General features: G+C 59.0%; 17 protein-coding genes and 2 pseudogenes. 9 read left to right on the top strand and 10 right to left on the bottom strand.

Going from position 1 to position 18224, the window contains the following annotated elements; genetic code table 11:
- Genes C438_RS03940 through C438_RS03930 form a run of 3 tightly spaced genes read left to right on the top strand, consistent with a single transcriptional unit; the run spans position 1 to position 4009 of the window.
- Positions 1-960: an ABC transporter permease gene (locus tag C438_RS03940; protein WP_004967974.1), complete on the top strand. Its 960-nt coding sequence runs from the start codon at positions 1-3 to the stop codon at positions 958-960.
- Complete coding sequence (locus C438_RS03935) at positions 960-1859, top strand: ABC transporter permease (RefSeq protein ID WP_004967973.1); 900 nt, start codon at positions 960-962, stop codon at positions 1857-1859. Before C438_RS03940 ends, C438_RS03935 begins: the two co-directional genes overlap by 1 nt.
- Positions 1856-4009, top strand: coding sequence for a dipeptide ABC transporter ATP-binding protein (locus C438_RS03930; protein ID WP_004967972.1), 2154 nt, complete (start codon positions 1856-1858; stop codon positions 4007-4009). The genes C438_RS03935 and C438_RS03930 overlap by 4 nt, the downstream gene beginning before the upstream one ends.
- 21 nt (positions 4010-4030) lie before the next feature.
- Here the strand turns inward: C438_RS03930 and C438_RS03925 are convergent, their stop codons facing one another.
- Positions 4031-4720, bottom strand: coding sequence for a DUF1028 domain-containing protein (locus tag C438_RS03925; protein ID WP_004967971.1), 690 nt, complete (start codon positions 4718-4720; stop codon positions 4031-4033).
- 372 nt (positions 4721-5092) lie between these two features.
- On the opposite strand from C438_RS03925, the gene C438_RS03920 reads away from it, so the two are divergent.
- Complete coding sequence (locus C438_RS03920; RefSeq protein WP_004967970.1) at positions 5093-5287, top strand: hypothetical protein; 195 nt, start codon at positions 5093-5095, stop codon at positions 5285-5287.
- 34 nt (positions 5288-5321) lie between these two features.
- Here C438_RS03920 and C438_RS03915 read toward each other — a convergent pair whose 3' ends face one another.
- The 4 genes from C438_RS03915 to C438_RS03905 form a co-directional block, all read right to left on the bottom strand.
- On the bottom strand, positions 5322-5918 hold the full coding sequence (locus C438_RS03915; protein ID WP_004967969.1) for a SprT-like domain-containing protein: 597 nt from the start codon (positions 5916-5918) through the stop codon (positions 5322-5324).
- Positions 5919-6216: 298 nt separating this feature from the next.
- Complete coding sequence (locus C438_RS03910; RefSeq protein WP_449271564.1) at positions 6217-6480, bottom strand: hypothetical protein; 264 nt, start codon at positions 6478-6480, stop codon at positions 6217-6219.
- Entirely contained in the window at positions 6431-6553 is a 123-nt protein-coding gene (locus tag C438_RS20305; RefSeq protein WP_449271563.1) for a DUF7837 family putative zinc-binding protein, read from the bottom strand. The genes C438_RS03910 and C438_RS20305 overlap by 50 nt, the downstream gene beginning before the upstream one ends.
- A 10-nt stretch (positions 6554-6563) precedes the next feature.
- On the bottom strand, positions 6564-7949 hold the full coding sequence (locus C438_RS03905; protein ID WP_083899941.1) for an ATP-binding protein: 1386 nt from the start codon (positions 7947-7949) through the stop codon (positions 6564-6566).
- Between the two features lie 325 nt (positions 7950-8274).
- On the opposite strand from C438_RS03905, the gene C438_RS03900 reads away from it, so the two are divergent.
- Entirely contained in the window at positions 8275-9249 is a 975-nt protein-coding gene (locus C438_RS03900) for an aldo/keto reductase (RefSeq protein ID WP_004967966.1), read from the top strand.
- A gap of 355 nt (positions 9250-9604) precedes the next feature.
- Entirely contained in the window at positions 9605-10285 is a 681-nt protein-coding gene (locus tag C438_RS03895) for a helix-turn-helix domain-containing protein (RefSeq protein WP_004967965.1), read from the top strand.
- A 45-nt stretch (positions 10286-10330) separates the two neighbouring features.
- On the opposite strand, the gene C438_RS03890 is transcribed toward C438_RS03895, so the two are convergent.
- From C438_RS03890 to C438_RS03870, 5 genes are all read right to left on the bottom strand, one after another.
- The gene (locus C438_RS03890) at positions 10331-11092 is read right to left on the bottom strand and encodes an SDR family oxidoreductase (protein WP_004967964.1); all 762 of its coding nucleotides are present in this window, start codon (positions 11090-11092) and stop codon (positions 10331-10333) included.
- Between the two features lie 1288 nt (positions 11093-12380).
- On the bottom strand, positions 12381-12584 hold the full coding sequence (locus C438_RS03885) for a hypothetical protein (protein ID WP_152421741.1): 204 nt from the start codon (positions 12582-12584) through the stop codon (positions 12381-12383).
- 208 nt (positions 12585-12792) lie between these two features.
- Positions 12793-13788 (bottom strand): aldo/keto reductase, encoded by a 996-nt coding sequence (locus C438_RS03880; protein ID WP_004967962.1) that lies wholly within the window; start codon positions 13786-13788, stop codon positions 12793-12795.
- 139 nt (positions 13789-13927) lie between these two features.
- Positions 13928-14779: an aldo/keto reductase gene (locus C438_RS03875; RefSeq protein ID WP_004967960.1), complete on the bottom strand. Its 852-nt coding sequence runs from the start codon at positions 14777-14779 to the stop codon at positions 13928-13930.
- Positions 14780-14831: 52 nt separating this feature from the next.
- The gene (locus C438_RS03870) at positions 14832-15509 is read right to left on the bottom strand and encodes a helix-turn-helix domain-containing protein (protein ID WP_193363624.1); all 678 of its coding nucleotides are present in this window, start codon (positions 15507-15509) and stop codon (positions 14832-14834) included.
- Between the two features lie 284 nt (positions 15510-15793).
- Here C438_RS03870 and C438_RS20245 point away from each other — a divergent pair.
- The 3 genes and pseudogenes from C438_RS20245 to C438_RS03865 form a co-directional block, all read left to right on the top strand.
- Positions 15794-15995, top strand: a pseudogene (locus C438_RS20245) (SWIM zinc finger family protein); the annotation flags it as partial.
- Positions 15977-16195: pseudogene (locus C438_RS18920) on the top strand (transcription initiation factor IIB family protein); the annotation flags it as partial. The pseudogenes C438_RS20245 and C438_RS18920, both read left to right, overlap by 19 nt.
- Before the next feature lie 502 nt (positions 16196-16697).
- A complete protein-coding gene (locus tag C438_RS03865; RefSeq protein WP_004967957.1) occupies positions 16698-18152 on the top strand; it encodes an amidase in 1455 nt (484 codons plus the stop codon).
- Positions 18153-18224 lie beyond the last annotated feature (72 nt).

Raw genomic sequence — 18224 nt, 5'->3', positions numbered from 1 at the left:
ATGTCGATGTACAACTACGTCTTTCGGCGCGTCGGGTTCATGGCGGTGACGCTGTTTTTCGTCACGCTCATCGCCTTCGCCGTCACCAACATCCTGCCCGGTGACGTGGCCCTGCTCATCTTGGGCCCCAACGCGACCGACCAATCGCTCGAAGCGCTCCAAACCCAACTGGGACTCAACCGCCCGCTGTACGTGCAGTACATCGACTGGGTCGTCGGGCTCCTCCAGGGGAACATGGGCGAATCGCTCCGGTTCGGCGAACCCGTGGCGCAACTCATCGCCGAGCGCCTGCCCCGGTCGATGATGCTCGCGGTCGCCGCGACGCTCATCGCCGTCGTGCTGTCGGTTCCGCTCGGCGTCTACGCCGCCATCAACCAGAACGAAGCGCCCGACGTGAGCGCTTCGATGTTCGCCTTCGTCGGCATCTCGATGCCCATCTTCCTGTGGGGACTGGTGTTCATCCTGGTGTTCGCCGTCTGGCTGAACCTCTTTCCGACCGGGGGGTACGTCTCCCCGAGCGAGGACCTCGTCGGGTCGCTCACGCGACTCGTCCTCCCCGCGGGGGCGATGGGCTTCGCGCTCACCGCCTACATCATGCGGATGACCCGGTCGTCGATGCTGGAGGTGCTCAGCGAGGAGTACATCAATCTCGCGCGTGCGAAGGGGATGAGCCAGCGGGTCATCGTCCTCAGACACGCGCTCAAGAACGCAATCATCCCCGTCATCACGGTCATCGCGTTCCAGTTCAGCTACGCGTTCGGCGGGGTCGTCGTGCTCGAAGAGGTGTTCTTCTGGCCCGGCATCGGTCGGCTGACGCTGACCGCGATTCAGAGCCGCGACATCCCCCTGATTCAGGGGTGCATCCTCGTGGTCGCACTCATCTACATGTTCTCGAACTTCGCCGCAGACCTGCTGTACGCGTACTTCGACCCCCGTATCCGCTACGGAGGTGACGACTGATGGCGACCGAACAGGAGACCGACCGCGGTCGGTTCACCATCACGCAGTCACAGCGCGACCGCATCGCCCGGTTCGTCCGGAAGTTCCGAAGCAACACGAAGGCGATGCTGGGCTTTTCCATCGTGGTGATGCTCGTGCTCGTCGCCGTCTTCGCGCCGCTCATCGCGCCGTACCCCATCGAGCAGACGAACATCGAAGACCGCTCGCAGGCCCCGTCGGTCGAACACCCGTTCGGCACCGACGACCTCGGCCGCGACATCTTCAGCCGCGTCGTCATGGGGAGCCGCATCTCGCTGTACGTCGGCTTCGGCGCCATCTCCGGCGCGCTCGCGGTCGGAGCCGTCGTCGGCGTCGTCGCCGGCTACGCCGGCGGATTAACCGACGAGATACTGATGCGCGTCATGGACGCCGCGATGGCGTTCCCGCCGGTGTTGCTCGCGCTCACGCTTCTGGTCGTTCTCGGCCCGGACTTGAGTAACGTCATCATCGCGCTGGCGTTCGTCTACACGCCGTACATCGCCCGCGTCTCGCGGAGCGCGGCGCTGGCCGAGCGCAACGAGGCGTACGTCGAGGCCGCCGTCGCCCGCGGCGAGAGCGACTCGCGCATCGTCTTCAGCGAGGTGTTCCCGAACTGCATGGCTCCCATGTTGGTGCAGGGGTCGCTGAACGTCTCCTTTGCCATCCTCGCGGAGGCGAGCCTGTCGTTCCTCGGCCTCGGCGCGCAACCCCCGCGGCCGTCGTGGGGGCTGATGATTAACACCGGGCGCGGCTTCATGGAGACCGCGCCGTGGATGTTGCTGTTTCCCGCGCTGGCCATCGGCATCGCCGTCGTCGGGTTCAACATGCTCGGCGACGGACTGCGTGACGTGCTCGACCCCAAAGTGGAGGCGATAGAATGAGCGCACCCACCACCGCGACCGACCGCGAGGCCGACGACGGCCCGCTTCTCGACGTGCGCGGACTCAAAACCGAGTTCCGCACCGAGGGCGGCCCCATCGTCGCCTCCAACGAGGTGTCGTTCTCGCTCGACCGCGGCGAGACCATGGGTCTCGTCGGCGAGTCGGGCGCGGGCAAGTCCGTGACGGCGCGGTCGCTCATGCGACTCATCGACTCGCCCGGCGAAATCACGGGCGGGCAGGTCGTCTTCAACGGCGAAGACCTCCTGCAGAAGACGGAAGCCGAGATGCGCGACATCCGCGGCAACCGCATCGCGATGATTCCGCAGGACCCGATGTCGTCGCTCAACCCGGTGATGACCGTCGGCGAGCAGATTACGGAGACGATTCGCCGCCATCAGGACGTCTCGAAGTCCGAGGCGCGCCGCCTCGCCATCGAGTCGATGGACGACGTCGGCATCCCCGACGCCGAAGAGCGCATCGACGACTACCCCCACGAGTTCTCCGGGGGGATGCGCCAGCGCGTCCTCGTCGCCATCGGCTTCTCCTGCGAGCCGGACCTCATCATCGCCGACGAGCCGACGACCGCGCTCGACGTGACGACGCAGGCGAAGATTCTCGACCTGCTCAACGAGATGCAGGAGCGCGAGGGGACGGCCGTGCTGATGATTACTCACAACCTCGGCGTCGTCGCCCAGACGTGCGACCACGTCGGCGTGATGTACGCCGGCAACCTCGTGGAGACGGCCGAGCTCGGAGACCTGTTCGACCGCCCGCGACACCCCTACACCCGCTCTCTCATCGACTCCATCCCGGAGGTCGACACCGACTACGACGAACTGCCGACGCTCGACGGCGCGATGCCCGACCTCGGGGACCTCCCGAGCGGCTGTAACTTCGCGCCGCGGTGTCCCCACGCCACCGAGGCGTGTCGGACCGGCGGCGACCCGTCGCTCGACGCCGTCGGCGACGGCTCCTCACGCGCGGCGTGTCTCCACGCCGACGACCTCGACCTCTCGGAGAGCACGGTCCCCGAAGCCGGGGCCGGTCGCCGCGACATCGACCGCACCGGCGAGCCGCTGTTCGAGGTGCGGAACCTGAAGAAGTACTTCAACGCCGGCGAGGGCGTCTTCGGCAACGTCCACCTCTCGTGGTCGGGCGGCGGCCTGCCGACCGTCGAGCGGCGGCACGTCAAGGCCGTCGACGACGTGAGCTTCGACGTCTACCCCGGCGAGACCGTCGGGCTCGTCGGCGAGTCCGGCTGTGGCAAGTCCACGGTCGCTCGCACCGCGCTCCGCCTCCTCGAACCGACCGACGGCGAGGTGTATTTCGAGGGTCAGCCGCTCCACGAACTGGGCTCCTCGGAGATTCGGAGTCTGCGCCGCGAGATGCAGATGATATTCCAGGACCCCCAGAGCTCGCTCAACCCGCGGAAGACCGTCGGCCAAATCGTCGGCCGCGCGATGGAGAAACACGGCATCGCCACCGGCGAGGAAAAGCGCGAGCGCGTGGGCGACCTGCTCGAACGCGTCGGCCTCTCGCGGGCCGCCGCGAGCAAGTACCCCCACGAGTTCTCCGGGGGCCAACAACAGCGCGTCGCCATCGCGCACGCGCTCGCGGTCGAACCGAAGCTCATCGTCTGCGACGAGCCGGTATCGGCGCTCGACGTGAGTGTGCAGGCGCAGATTCTCAACCTCCTGAACGAGATTCAGGACGACGAGAACATCTCGTTCCTGTTCATCTCGCACAACATCGGCGTCATCCGGCACATCTGCGACCGCGTGGCCGTGATGTACCTCGGGAAAATCGCGGAGTTCGGGAGCATCGAGCAGGTGTTCTCGCCGCCGTTCCATCCCTACACGGAGAGTCTCCTGTCCGCGGTCCCCCACGCGAATCCGGACCGCGAGACGGACCGCATCCTGCTTGAGGGGAGCGTCCCGAGTCCCATCAACCCGCCGTCGGGCTGTCCGTTCCAGACGCGCTGTCCGAAGAAAATCGGCGACGTCTGCGAGCAGGACCTCCCGGAACTCGAAGCCGTCGACGGCGGCGACCACTACATCTCCTGTCACCTGTCGGACGAGGAGATGAGCCAGCGTGAGTCGTTCATCACGCCGTCGAAGCGCGCGGAGACCAGTCCGGCCGACTCGGACTGACGCCGCGAGCGCGGGATTTTTTCAGTACTTGACGCCGAAGTCGAGAATCTCGTCGGGGTAGTCGCCGAACTGCGCGTCCGTCTCGCGCCGAATCTGGGCTTTCGCGCGCCGCGCCTCCGAGAGCAGGTCGCGCAGGTCGGACACCGGTTCGTCGGAGAGGTCGACGCGGAGGTTGTGGTAGAACTCCGGCGTCGGCGCGTGGACGAGCACCGCGGCGCTCAGCTCGCCGCGGTCGTCGCCGCCCGCCGCCTCGCCGGCTTCGAGCGCCGAGACGAGTCGCTCGGCCATGTCACCGTCGGTGGATTCGTAAGCTTCGGCGGTCGCCTCGACGACCCCCTCGCCGGCGAGCATGTTGCCCGCGACGGTGTAGTCGTCGCCGACGCGGTGGCCGGCCCACGAGACGCACTCGCCGCCGGTGAAGGCGAACTCGCCGCCCGCGCCGACGCCGTGGACCTGCCGGTAGGCGGCGTGGTCGTCGCCGGCGAGGAGCGATTCGAAGGCGTCGTCGATTCGCTCGCCGCCTTCGGCGCGGGCGACCGCGTCGCGGCCGTGTTCGGTCTTCGTGTACGACTGCGTGACCGCCGCGCCGCCGGCGCTCACGTAGGGGCACGTCGCGCCGACGGCGACGGTGCCGGTCGTCACCGCCGCGCCGAAGACGTTCGCCTCGGGGTCGCGCGCCGCTATCGAGAAGGTTCCTGGAACGTGTCGCATGGGTTCGGTACTGGTTTCCGGTCACGCTCGCGCGGTAAATACTCTCCTCTCGCGGGCGCGACCGGACCGTGCGGGGCATCTCGACGGTCGGAGTTCTAGTCCGATTTCCGCCTCTCGCCCGCCATTAGTGTTGTGTATTTAGAACACAACTATATCGTCCCCGTCCATATTTTCTGAACTATGACTCCTGATATTTTGCTATAGCAGTTCTATTTTCTATTTCTGTTTTCTATAGGGTGGGAATTTCACTCAATCCACACTAAATATGATTCGGTGGCGTTTCAGTATTTTTATTCTGCACAATACTATTCCTCGCCGAGTGAGAGGCCGCTGGCTCCAACGCTTATGTTGTCGCGGCGGTAAGACCGGCGTATGAGACTCGGCATCGGTCGAAGCGGCGTGGCGATTCTCGTCGTGTTGTTCGTCATCCTCGGAGCGGAGGACGTGTACGTCTGGGCCGTCGCCGGCTCCGTCCCCGGCGTCGAGTTCTTCCTCGCGCTCGTGTTCGTCCTCGTTATCGCGTTCGTGGCGATTCGAGAGGCGCGGGCGCACCCGCCGAGTCGGTAGTCCGTTTCGGCGGCGGGGCGCTCGTTTTCGCCCGCTATCTCTCCTGTGTTCGACAGTCCAGCGGCGCTTCGCAACACGCGGAGCGATAGGCCGCCGACTCGCGAACCAGTTTACACTCGCGATAGCGGTAGGCAACGTCGGCGCCGCAGGCCTCGCAGGTGAGGACGTACTTCGGCTCTGCGAACCGGCGGACGCGAACCGGCGCGTCGACCGCCTCGGCGCGGCGCTTGAACGCCGGCCCGTGGTCGGTCGCGCCGAACGCCTGAAACTGCTCGACGTGGACGAGCTCGTGTCGGAGCGTCGCCGCCCACTCCGCGCGGTCGAACGACTCGAACGCCCGCCACGACAGCGACATGGTGCACGTCGGCGGGCCGCCGAGTCGGTTCGAATGCGACGACGTGCTGTCCCACTGCTTCGGTTCGCCGACCGTCGCGTCGTCGACGGTCGGTGTCTTCACCGCGGCCGCTCGACGCTTCGCGCGGGTGGACACTTCCCACTCGACCCGGTGTAGGTCCACGTCGAAGTCGTAGTCGCTCGCCGCGCGGCGGCAGTACGCCCGCGACCAACTCACCAACTCGTCGCCGGTCTCGACGGCGTCGTACGCGCTCTGACTCCCGTCTTCGTGTCCCACGATTCCGAGCCGCGATTCGGAGCGAGTCAGTATGTGTGTTTTGCTCGTCCGCGGCGGGTCGCCGATTCGACGTCTGGGTGCGGTCAGGCGCGCTCAGGCGGCGAGCGTCGCGTTCTCTCGGCCACGGGCCCCCACTCCGCTTACGAGACTTCCCACACGCTACTGACTGATTACAGATTAGCAGTACTGGTAACATCGGTGTCTCAACCAACTATCACGACAAGATAGTATGTACGACCGGAGAACAGTACTGTCTGCAAAGCGAGCAGATTACAGCCATGGAAGTTGTCCTTGCTACTCAGTTGTCGTTGACTGGTCCTTTATATTTGGATTTGATTTTGTCACCCTCTCGCCACTGCCAGTAGTAGTAGCGATTGTCGTTGATCTCTTTGATCGTAATCGTCGCCTTCGTAGGGACATCATCTGGAAGGTCGTCCGACCGTTCTTCGAACTCACCTTCCGGTGGCTCTTCCTCAAGACGAGCCTCGCGCTCCTTGTATTCGGCCAGTTCGTCACTCTGGGCGGACGACCTTGTCGCAGGAATCGAACTCAGCGAACACATCAGTTGACCCATTGCTATCCTCGACCTCAATGATTGACTGGTGTTTCGGAATGCTTGCACCTCGGACTTCCAAGAACTGTGTGTTACACGTTATTGGTTATGTGATCTAATCCAAACAGCCGCAAGTCATCCCGGTTTGCAACTGCCTCTTGAACAGTCTGGGTCGCCCCGCTCCGGGTGAACAGCGCATACTCTTTGTCAACACTCTCCTCTGTGTCAGGAGTCCACCTGATCTCTTCTGTATGTTCTTCGAGCGACGCAAGAGCACTATAGTCGAGCGGAGCATTCGTGAATTTACATTCCCCGACGACCATTGTTCCATCCGTAGTGAAACCAACGACGTCGACTTCGTGTTCTTTGTACCACCACCGACCGATATCTAAGAACGTTTTATTTGGATACAATCCAGGAAGTGCGTCTTGGCAGAGGATCTCAAACTGTGAACTCACGAAGTCAGGGAGTTCGGGCTCGATGACTGCCTCATACGCTTCGTCGCCCAATCGCTCGTATCGGTCTTCATTCCCGTATACAAATCGGAACCAGAACCGAAACAGTGGGTCGAGAATTCGGTAGCGGCCACGGCGAGAGCGAGCTTTCTCCTCTGTGAGTGGGACTTCGCGCTCGATGAGCCGAAGGCGCTCTAGTTTCTGGGTGTAGGTCGAAATCTGCTTTCCGTCGATCCCAACCATTTGTGCAATCTCGTTTGACATGGTATTCCCTGCAGCAATGGCCTTGAGAATTGCAAAGTATCGGTTCGGCTCAGTTAACTCAGTTCGAAGGACGTACTCCGGTTCGTTATGGAGGTATCCTCGCTGTGAGAGGAGGGATTCAGAAATCACGGTTCCGAGGTCGTGATCAAGATCGATGCCGTCGAGATAGTATGGGACACCACCGAAGACGCCCCACGCAAAAACCCGGTCTTCGGGTGTGTAGCTTTCGGGGAAGAACTCCTGAGCAGCAGCAAATCCGAGTTGCCGAAGATCAATCTTCTCGGTGAACCGCCCGTAAAGTGGGCTGTTTCCTAACAGCGTCGCCTCCTCCATCATACTAATCGATGAACCAACGAGAATGAGTGTTCCACTCGTGTTCTGCAGGCGTTGGTCCCACAATCGCTGAATTACCGAAGGGATGCTCTTGTCGGCGTCGATGAGATACGGGAACTCGTCGAGTACGACAACCCCTCCTTGTTCGACGAGGTACCCGAGTAGTGACTCCCAATTCTGTTTGATATGTTCAATTCCGGGAAAGGAACCGGTGGCCGTGTCAACGAATTCATCGAGTTGTACCTGTGGTGTTGTCTGCGTCGCTTGGTATACGACGGCGTCATCTCGCTGCGTGAGTGAGTGTTGAACGAGTTGCGTTTTTCCGAGACGACGCCGTCCAAAGATGACAATCATCTCTGGGCTGTCGGACGTGTAGCACTCTCGCAGCCGAGATAGTTCGACTTCCCGATTCACAAAGCGTTCCATAATCCTCAGTTATTCTTCTAAGAAGTTAACCGTGCCGATAACCAAATTCAGAATAGGCTATTCTGAAATAGGCTATTTCCGATCACTCTGTCAGACACACCACTATTGCCAGTAAAACCGGCAACCAACAACGAACGAGTACTCCGGCAAGTCTATTACTCCTCTCAACACCCGGTGAGTAGCGTCGAGGTTCGTTGGTTGAGGTCGTGTTCTCTTGCAAGGCCGACCCCAGTCTCGGTGGGGGAGTCTTTCAGCTTATAAAAACACTTCTTAGTTAGCAGAGGGCTCAAATGATTCCCGACTGTTCTTCGAGACGACTTCAATCATGGAATACACGACACTCGGTTCGACGGGCGTGACGGTCAGCAAAATCTGTCTGGGCTGTATGAGTTTCGGCGGGTCAGACCGTGGCGACATGTTTGATTGGACTGTAGGCGAGGAACAGGCCACCGAGGTAATCGACCGGGCGATCGAACTTGGGATCAACTTCTTCGACACAGCGAATGTCTACTCCTACGGAGATAGCGAGCGCATCCTTGGGAACGCGCTCTCTGAGTACAACCGCGACGAACAGGTCGTCGCCACGAAGGTTTACAACCCCATGCGTGAGGAGGATCCTAACTCAGGAGGTCTCTCTCGGAAAACCATCGAACAGGAACTCGATAACTCGCTCGAACGATTGGGAATGGACACGGTCGACCTCTATCAGACCCATCGCTGGGATTACGATACCCCTGTCGAGGAGACACTTCGTGCCCTCGACGATGCAGTTCGACGAGGTAAAACCCGCTACATCGGCGCGAGTTCGATGTGGGCACACCAGTTCGCCGAGGCACTCCATACCAGCGACAAATTGGGCCTCGAACGCTTCGCCACGATGCAGAACCACTATAACCTCGTCTACCGCGAGGAAGAGCGCGAGATGAACCCGCTGGCTGAAAAGGAAGACATCGGCCTCATTCCGTGGAGTCCGCTCGCGGGTGGCTACCTCGCTCGTCCGCACGAAGAACAGGACCAACTCCGAGATGTGGGTGAGGCAGGTGTGGAATACGATAACGGTCCGAGCCGGGAGATCAACGAACGGGTCGAGGAACTCGCCGACGAAATGGGTGTGTCGATGGCCCAGATCGGCCTTGCGTGGCAGCTCTCCAAAGACGGCGTAACCGCGCCGATCTACGGCACATCGAGCGTTGAGCATCTTGAAGACGCCGTTGAAGCCGTCGACCTTGACCTCTCCGAGAGCGATGTCGAGTATCTCGAAGAGCCATACGAAACGATGGAAGTCGTCGGTCACGACTAAACCGGAAAATCGACTACTAAACTACTCCCGAAGTCAGTTCTTGCAAAACAGGGTAAGGTGAGCGGTATTCGTCAGCGCTTTCATCGAATTCGACGATAGATGATCGTTAGAACGAACCGTCTGTGCCGATAGCTTCTGCCTCTGCCACATCTATGTGACAATTAAAAACTACAGGCAGTACGGTCTTCATACGGTTCCTGTCTGTTAAACTGGCTGAGAAGATCATCCAGCCGGTGATGAACTAATGGGCTACTCGTCCCAGACTAGATCTGGGACGAGAGTATATCCTTGTCGGACTATCGCCAGATTGCGGTTCTCGAGTAGGGGTTATAAGCATGGAGGGCAACCTACAGACATGGCTATCGTCGCTGAGGTTCTCCTCAAGTCGGAATCACTCCCGCTTGTCAAGCTAGCGCAGTCACTTCCGAACGATGAAATCACGCTGACCCAAGCAGTCAGCCTTGAAGATTCTCGCCAACTCTTCATGCTGAGTGTCCCCGCCGACGCACGCGAGGCGTTTGACGCGGCGGCAAGCGATCAACCAGAGGTTCTTGACGTGCTGTCGGTCGGCCAAACGCCAGATGGATGGTTCTATCAAGTCATCATCGACGAGTCCTCTGGTCTGTTTGATCCCCAAGAAATCGAAGAGATGGAGGGTGTGTTGATGGAGGCAACGATAACCGGCGATGGGTGGCTCGAGCGGAAAGTATTCGCCGACTACGATGCGCTCAGTTCGTTACGAGACCGGTGCCAGGTAGCGGGGGTTCAGTTTGAACTCATCAACATCGCCTCGAACCCTGAGAATCCCGACGAACGGGCTCAGTTTGGGCTGACTGACAGACAATACGAAGCGATGGCAATCGCCTTTTCGCTCGGTTACTACGAGACACCACGAGCGGCATCTACGGCCGATGTCGCAGACGAGCTCGATATTTCAGCACCCTCGGTCTCAGATCTCCTTCGTCGAGCCGAGCGGCAACTAATCAGTCAAACGCTCGGATTACGCAACCGCCTGACTGTTCAGGCTGCCCAGTAAAAACGTCTTCCCGGGAGTGGCGGTTCACCTATTCGTTGCGGGGAATTATATGTCCGGTTGCTGAGTCGGCTGAATGAGCACCTCGTTGACGCTGACGTGCTGGGGCCGCGTCACTGCGTGGGTAATGTTATCAGCGACATCTTCGGCTGACAGACCGGGAATCTCGCCGCTCGTGAGGAAGGCGCGGGTCTCGTCGTGCGGGACGTGACTCTGGAGTTCGGTCTCGACATAGCCCGGTTCCACGATCGTCGTCCGAATGCCGGCGTTCGTGACCTCGTCGTGGAGTGCCTTCGTGAAGCCGATGACACCGTACTTGGTCGTAGTATACACGGTCGAAGTTGCCATGGCTCCCTCCTCCCGTCCACTCACCGAGGAGAGATTGACGATGTGTCCTTCCCCCTGCTCCTGCATCACGGGTAGCGCTTCGTGAGTGAGGTTAATCAGACCGAGGAGATTCACTTCCACCATCTGCCGGATGTTGGACCGGTCAGCGGTTGCCAGCGGTTCGAGAAGCATCACACCGGCGTTGTTGACGAGGATATCGATACGACCGTATTCGTCCATTGTCGCCTCGACGAGTGCTTCGATGTCACCATCATCAGTAAGATCCGTCGGGACGGCGAGCGCGTCACCGCCATCCGATTTAATACTGTTCGCGAGCGCTTCCAATTCGTCTGCTCGACGAGCGGCAAGAACGACCGACGCACCTTCCGCAGCGAGAGATTCAGCAGTTGCTGCTCCGATACCAGAGGAGGCACCAGTTACGATAGCGACCGAATCGCCGAGGTCTTTTTGTTCAGGCATCATCTATACTAACGTGGTAGTTCGTACTGACCGTTGTGCTAACTGATTAGTCCCTTTATATACTTGTATTCTGGCAGGCCGAGATACCAGGGTCCCAACACCAGCTCGGAGCCGCTCAGTGAAACGTCGTCATCGACGAATGGATCCACTGAACGACTGGCCGCCCGACTGTTCTTGTGTTGCCTTCGAGTTCGCGAACTTAAGAACCTTCGTCGTGTATATAATCGGTTGTGTAATCGCTTGCTGGTCCAGTTACTGGCCTCAGTAGCCGTACAGAGCAAGAGAAGAGACGCTAACAGCCATCCGTTTTAGGGGCTACGGTCTCGCGGACCAGCCCAATTTGAGCGAGAACGAAACAGATCGCCGCCAGCGCTGAAGAGCACGAGCGCGGTCGTCGTCGTGGTACTCGTGAGTGGGCTTGACATTGCCTACGTGGCGGGACCGACGGTCTAAAATTGAATTTTTGGAAGTACAGAAAGGTCAACTGAGTGAGCCTCAGTCTTATACGTAGCAACGGACGACCTCTGTCCATGCCAACCGAATCTGAGTGGTCTGATATCGTATAGGCATCGTACGTCGAACGCTCACCCAGAAAAGACCCAGATGACGTCTCCATACTCAACATCAATGTGATCGACGAGAACACCTGCACCGCGCTGGTGAACTCGTCGGGGCCAGCTTTCGTCGACGGTATGGATACCGAGGGGTTAACGGCGAGACAGTTTGTCTGGAAGAGGTTGGTACGAAAGATGACAACTGAGAGCAGACCGTCAAAGCCTTGGTGATGAATTAAGCGAAACAGCTGGTGTCGTTCAGTTCCCATCCGGAAGATGAGCTTGACCAAGTGGCGACGATGCTGTCGGCCTCCCAGGCCGATTGGGGATCTCTTTTCAGATTCTTTTTCGTGAACAGTCCGATAACTGCGTCGTTATTATATCCCGGCAGCCCGGAACGGTGGTGAGCGACACCGACGGGATTCAGATATTCAAGACAGGTCAGGGCTGACTGTACAATGACTGTACAATATCTGCTCAACTATTGAGCAATTCAGCAAAAGTATTACCAATCAGTCGGCCAACGGTTATCTCAGGGGGTACCCACCAAAATGCTCGACTTCTTACCGCACGCTCTTGACATCGCGCTCAGTTCTGAGCTATTTAGAACGGCCGCAGAATTAGCTTTCGTCGGTGCTGTCTCCATCGCACTACTCAAACAAGCGGTTGAGTAGTGCCAGTAGGAAAGGACAATATTTTCGACGGCATCCCTCCGGAAACAGCCGGTAACCGCGGTTCTACTTCTCCCGCTCAATGTCGCCGGCGAGCGCGGCCTGCACGTCGTTGTTGACCACAGCTTGGTAGACAAACTCCGGGCAATCGTCAACGGGCCACAAAAACCCGTTTGCGGTTGTTGACGAAACTTCTGCGCCGGAGTCGTCCGTCACGACGAGCGTCTGGGACTGCTCGCCCTCCCCGTCGATGCGCCACGTCCACGTCATAGCCGACCCCATACCGCCCCCGAGACTCGGAATACCGAGCCGGTCCCTCCTGAGACCCACCCGAACACGTTCGGGACTTCAATTGATTGGCTGTCGAGGTCGTTGGGTTGGCTCGAAACCGTTTGGATGCCGTTCTTGTCCTTCTGTGGAGAATGGGTTTTGCTTTAGAGCCAGCTGAATAACGAAAACTGTCGCGTCTTCGTCAGATTTACTCGTGGCCTGCAATCGGGAGCGGTTCGTATGGCTCTTCGAGATAGGCTAGGTCTGACTCAGAGAGGTCGATATCGAGCGCTTCGACGGCATCTTCGAGGTGTTCGACGCTGGTCGTCCCGACGATGGGTGCATCAACGGCGTCTTGGTGAAGTAACCACGCGAGGGAGATCTGGGCCATCTTCACGCCTTTCTCTTCGGCGAGTTCCTCGACGCGCTCGTTGACTTTCGGTCCACCGCCGGCCCGGTACTCTTGGTGGCGCTCGGTTAGTTCTTCGCCGCGCGTCGTCGTCGTCATCTCTTCGTGGGGACGCGTGAGATATCCCTGTGCGAGTGGACTCCACGGAATTACGCCGATATCTTCTTTCTCGCAAAGCGGATGCATCTCGCGTTCCTCCTCGCGGTAGACGAGGTTGTAATGGTCCTGCATCGTCACGAATCGCTCTAGCCCGAGTCGGTCGCTCGTGTAGAGTGCTTCCGCGAACTGATGGGCGTACATCGAGGATGCTCCGACGTAGCGGGTCTGGCCACGGCGGACCGCGTCGTCGAGTGCGCGCAACGTCTGTTCGATGGGGGTATCGTAGTCCCAGCGGTGGATCTGGTAGAGGTCCACCGTCTCCATGCCGAGGCGGTCGAGAGAGTTCTCGAGTTCCTGCTCGATAGTCTTCCGTGAGAGTCCCGACGCGTTCGGATGGGGTTCATCCTCACCCGAAAAGAAGTTCGTGGGGAAGTAGCCCTTCGTGGCGACGACCTGTTCGTCGCGGTCGTAGTCGCCGAGAACGTCCCCGAGGATACGTTCGGATTCGCCCATCGAGTACGCATTTGCCGTGTCGAAGAAGTTGATGCCGAGGTCGATAGCACGCTCGATGATCTCGCGCGAGTCGTCCTCGTCGAGAATCCAGTCGTGCAGTTCGTTCTGAACGCCAAAGCTCATGCAGCCGAGACAAATCCGACTGACTTCCATTCCGGTCGAACCGAGGGTCGTGTATTCCATAGTCGCTCTCAGTTTGAACAAGGAACGTGAATCGCTTGGGTGTGATGCTAACGAAATACTGCGTTTAAGTACGCCCGTGACCGATGCGTACCACAATCACGTTGAGGCCCCCCTACGAGAATCGTTCCTGTAACCGGACTTAGGTCTCGCGCTCAGATTCTGCTAGCCATTTCACCATTTCAGGGTCTCGGTGGTCGAAGAACTGGCTCTCGCCTTCATCCAGTTCCGAAATTGTCTCCATTTCCGCCGAGGTGAGTTCGAAGTCGAAGACATCGAAGTTCTCGGCGATGCGCTCGTCGTGTACCGACTTCGGAATGGCGACGATTTCGCGCTGAATGAGCCATCGAAGCACCACCTGTGCAGCGGACTTGTCGTAGCGGTCTCCAATCGTGGTCAGCACGTCGTGCTCGAAGATGTTGTTCTGACCTTCGGCGAACGGCCCCCATGACTCGTGTTGAATATCGTGTTCATCGAGGAACGTTGCATCGTCGGTTCGCTGGTAGAAGGGGTGGGTCTCGATCTGATTCACTGCCGGGACGACATCGTTGTGGACCATGAGGTCCATCACGCGGTCTGGATGGAAGTTGCTGACCCCGATCGCTCTGATTTTGCCTTCCTCGTGGAGTTCCTCCATCGCCCGCCACGAGCCGTGGACATCGCCGTAAGGCTGGTGCATCAGATATAGGTCCAGGTAGTCGAGACCCAGTCGATCCATCGACCGCTCGAACGCGTCTTTCGTGCTCTCGTAGCCAGCGTCCGTTACCCAGAGCTTCGTGGTGACGAACACCTCGTCTCTCGGCACATCGCTCTTCTCGATTGCCCTACCGACCGCCTCCTCGTTCCCGTACGCTGCCGCAGTATCGATCAGGCGATACCCTGTCCGGAGTGCTTCGGTGACGCTTCGCTCACATTCTTCGAGGTCGTCGATTTGATACGTGCCGAAGCCGAGAATCGGCATCTCCACGCCGTTGTTGAGTTCAACTGTCTTCATGGTGGGGCTCTGTCTACCAAATCCGAGGGACTACAGCGAGATAGGGACGATGCTAATTGGAAACCGTGTTTAAGTGCCCCTGTGAGCGGAGCGCCGAAGAGAGAAGTTGACGCTCACCCCGCCTGAGGAGTCTCGATAGCGAGGGTTGGGAGATACCGAGCTCCTCGGCAAGCTCCTCCGTCGATGTCTGGCGTGGGCTCTCGTAGTAGCCACGAGACAACGCGAGCGTCAACGCCTCATATTGCCGTTCAGTCAATCCAAACGGGAGAGCGTCGTCTGATGTACTGGAAGTGGAGGTCATAGAGATGAGATCGAGCGAGATGCCGTAGTCCTCACAGCGGGTTCGAGACTCCAAGAACGCATCACGGTCTTTGTACACTTTCCTCTCGTACCAGCCATCTGGTGTGACGACAGTCGGTTCGAGCTTTGCTGCTACAGAACTGCCTCTATTGAATAACTGCGCGATTGAGTCGTCGAGGTCTATGGTAAGGTTGTGGACTGTTTGATCGCCCGCGTGGCCAATCGTTGTCGCCTCTGTGACTTCGTCCAGGGCTTCCAAGTCGGCTGCAGATACGTCACATTCGGAATCGATTTTCACGATGAACATCCGTGCGTCCTGTTCGAAACAGAGCCCGTGTACACACTCCACTTGATCTGGTGGGAGTGCTTCGGTGATACTAACGAGTGGGAGAGAAGGTGAACTGAGGAGAAACTCAGTAGTAACCGTCATGGGGCTGATTATGCTTCAAAGGTAGTTAACGCTCAGGGTTTCTCGGATAGGACTTGTTCGAGCAAATCAAATCGCGGTACGAGCGGGAACTCGGGCGACCCTGCCAACTCTGACTACGTCTTTCAGTCGCAACTCGCTTGGTCGGTGTAGCACCTGTATTGACTGCAGGACGATCAGGACAGGGCTGCTGAAAAGAATCCTACTTGAGTTCGTATTACCTGTCACTCTGTTCGGCAGCGTATTTTCATGCGCCGAAGGGGTGCGCGCAGTGCGCGCTAGCTATCATTACGCCAGTAATACTAGAGTCCGACCCACCTGCACGCGTCCTCAAGCGGGCGCAGTACGAGTCGTTCGCGCTCGAATTCGGAATGACGAGCCAGATTCGTGTTCGTGCCCGCCGATGCGAGCGGTGACGGTCCGTGTAAACATCGGGTTGTGGTCGCGATTCGCCCACGAATACTCGAACTCGCCGTGCAGATGCGCTTGACGTGACGGGCCAGATTCGGCGACGAGCACGGTCGTTGGCTGAGGAATCAAGCGACGAGTGGGCCCACCGTGGCGCGGATCCGCATGCAGTCGCTGCAGCGCGTGTGTACACCCCTGCGGCTGAGAGGGACTGGAAACTCACACAGTCGCGTGTTGCGGCCGCGAGTAATAACAGAAATACATTATGTAGTGAATATTGATAGCTATTACACCATTACTGTCTCTGCATCTACTATGTGTACACAATCACTAGTATATCAACATTTTCTTGCTGTAATTGATGACTTACAGGGTAATATTCCAAATCCATTGGCAGAATTTGTCTTTTTTGTTGGGGGTGCATTTTGACATTTGTCTTATGTAATATCTATAATATTCAATAAAATTCATATTAGTGGCGACGTCGTATGCGAGGAACTCTCCCGAGAACTATCTGAAAATCACGGAACTATCTCTCTCGAACCCTCTCCCGTCTCAGCGTACCGAGTGAACCCCTCTAATCGTGGTCTGTCCACTCTGGTAGACGTTGTTTTCGGACGGAAACGTGCTCGCTAACCGAACTATTATGCTCGTCACCCTCGTGGTTTGGAGACACATGACGACTTCTACTCACTCACAAGGACGCCTTCTCCGGAAGTGTCTGTAATGCCGATGCCTCTCTCATCTGTGTCTGCGAGGTGGATTCTCGAGGCAGGGACGACGATGGACTTCGATCTCTCTGAGGCCGATGCCGAGCGATTCGCTCAGAGAATATCCGACGAGATTCATGGGTACGAGACGTTAGACGCCCTCGCCCAACCCGACGCGGACGAATCACTCTCGATACGCGATGTCGACGAGCACGACGACCCACACAACGCCTACATCACCAGTTTCACCACCGAGGGTGGCGACGGCCCCCTACGAGGCGTAGACGTCGCCGTCAAGGACAACCTCGCCGTCGCTGGAGTGCCGATGACGTGCGGGTCACGAGTCTTCGAAGGCGTCGTCCCCCGTCGCAATGCGACCGTCGTCGCCCGTCTCGTAGATGCTGGTGCTCGACTCGTGGGCAAGACGAACATGGACGAACTCGCCTACGGCCCGACGAGCGAAACGAGCGCGTTTGGTGTCGTAACGAACCCGGCAGACGACGAACGAGTCGCTGGCGGGTCGTCTTCGGGGAGCGCTGCTGCTGTCGCCGAAGGCTCGGCAGACCTCGCCATCGGAAGCGACACCGGTGGGTCCGTCCGTATTCCGGCGTCGTTCTGTGGCGTGGTCGGCTTCAAACCTTCATGGGGGGCAGTTCCGCGAGACGGGTTCGTTGATTTAGCACCTACGCTCGACCACATCGGGACCCTCGCACCCGACGTCGAGACGACTGCTCTCGGGTTCGATGTAATCGGTGGCTACGACGCTCGGGACCCGTCTTCGGCACTCGCACGAGATATTCCAGTCGGCTCGTGTGCAGACGGACTGACCGACGTTCCCGACCCCGAGGAGCTCTCGTTCGGGGTGCCTGCCGAACTCCTGAGTACACACGTATCAGACCACGTCAGAGAACGATTCGAAGAGACGATTGCGACGCTGGAGAGCTCGGGTGCAACGGTCGAGTCAGTCCGATTGCCGACCGTCGACGATGCTGTGTTCGTCTGGAACGCTGTGACCAACGTCGAGTTTGCTGCGGCACTGCGCCGAACGGGACTCCCACTCGAACGGCCTGGGCCGTTCGACCTCTCTCGACTCGACGCAGCCGCTGGGAGACAAGCTACTGCTGGCGTCGGATTCGGCGACATCGTCCGAGAACGTGCACTGGTCGGTGCGGTCCTTCTCGACAGGTACGACGGCCGCCACTACATCCGCGCGCGGAACGTCTGTTCGACTCTCGCCGACGAGTTCGCTGACGCGCTCTACGGCCACGACGCTCTCGTCGCACCGACGATGCCGGTCGTCGCACCGGAAATCGGCGAACGCAAACCACATAGTTACGACTCGGACGACGGACTCGACGTCCCGCTCGCCTACAACACACGTCCAGCGAATCTCGCGGGCGTCCCGGCTGTGACGGTCCCAGACGGTTCCGATGGACTCCCGGTTGGTGTCCAGTTCCTGGCCGAACGGTACGAGGATGCCCACCTCCTCCGCGTCGCTCGTTCGTTCGAGAAGATACGAGACGCGTAAGCGGACGTCCCCATCCACTTTGGACGACGTGTGGTATGATTACGTTTCGATAGCCGTCACGAACTGCCCGTC

Origin of the sequence: Haloferax denitrificans ATCC 35960, from assembly GCF_000337795.1 — an archaeon.
Classification (GTDB): Archaea; Halobacteriota; Halobacteria; order Halobacteriales; family Haloferacaceae; genus Haloferax; species Haloferax denitrificans.
Note: the sequence above shows the minus strand (reverse complement) of the source record. Positions and strands in the feature narration are given on the sequence as shown.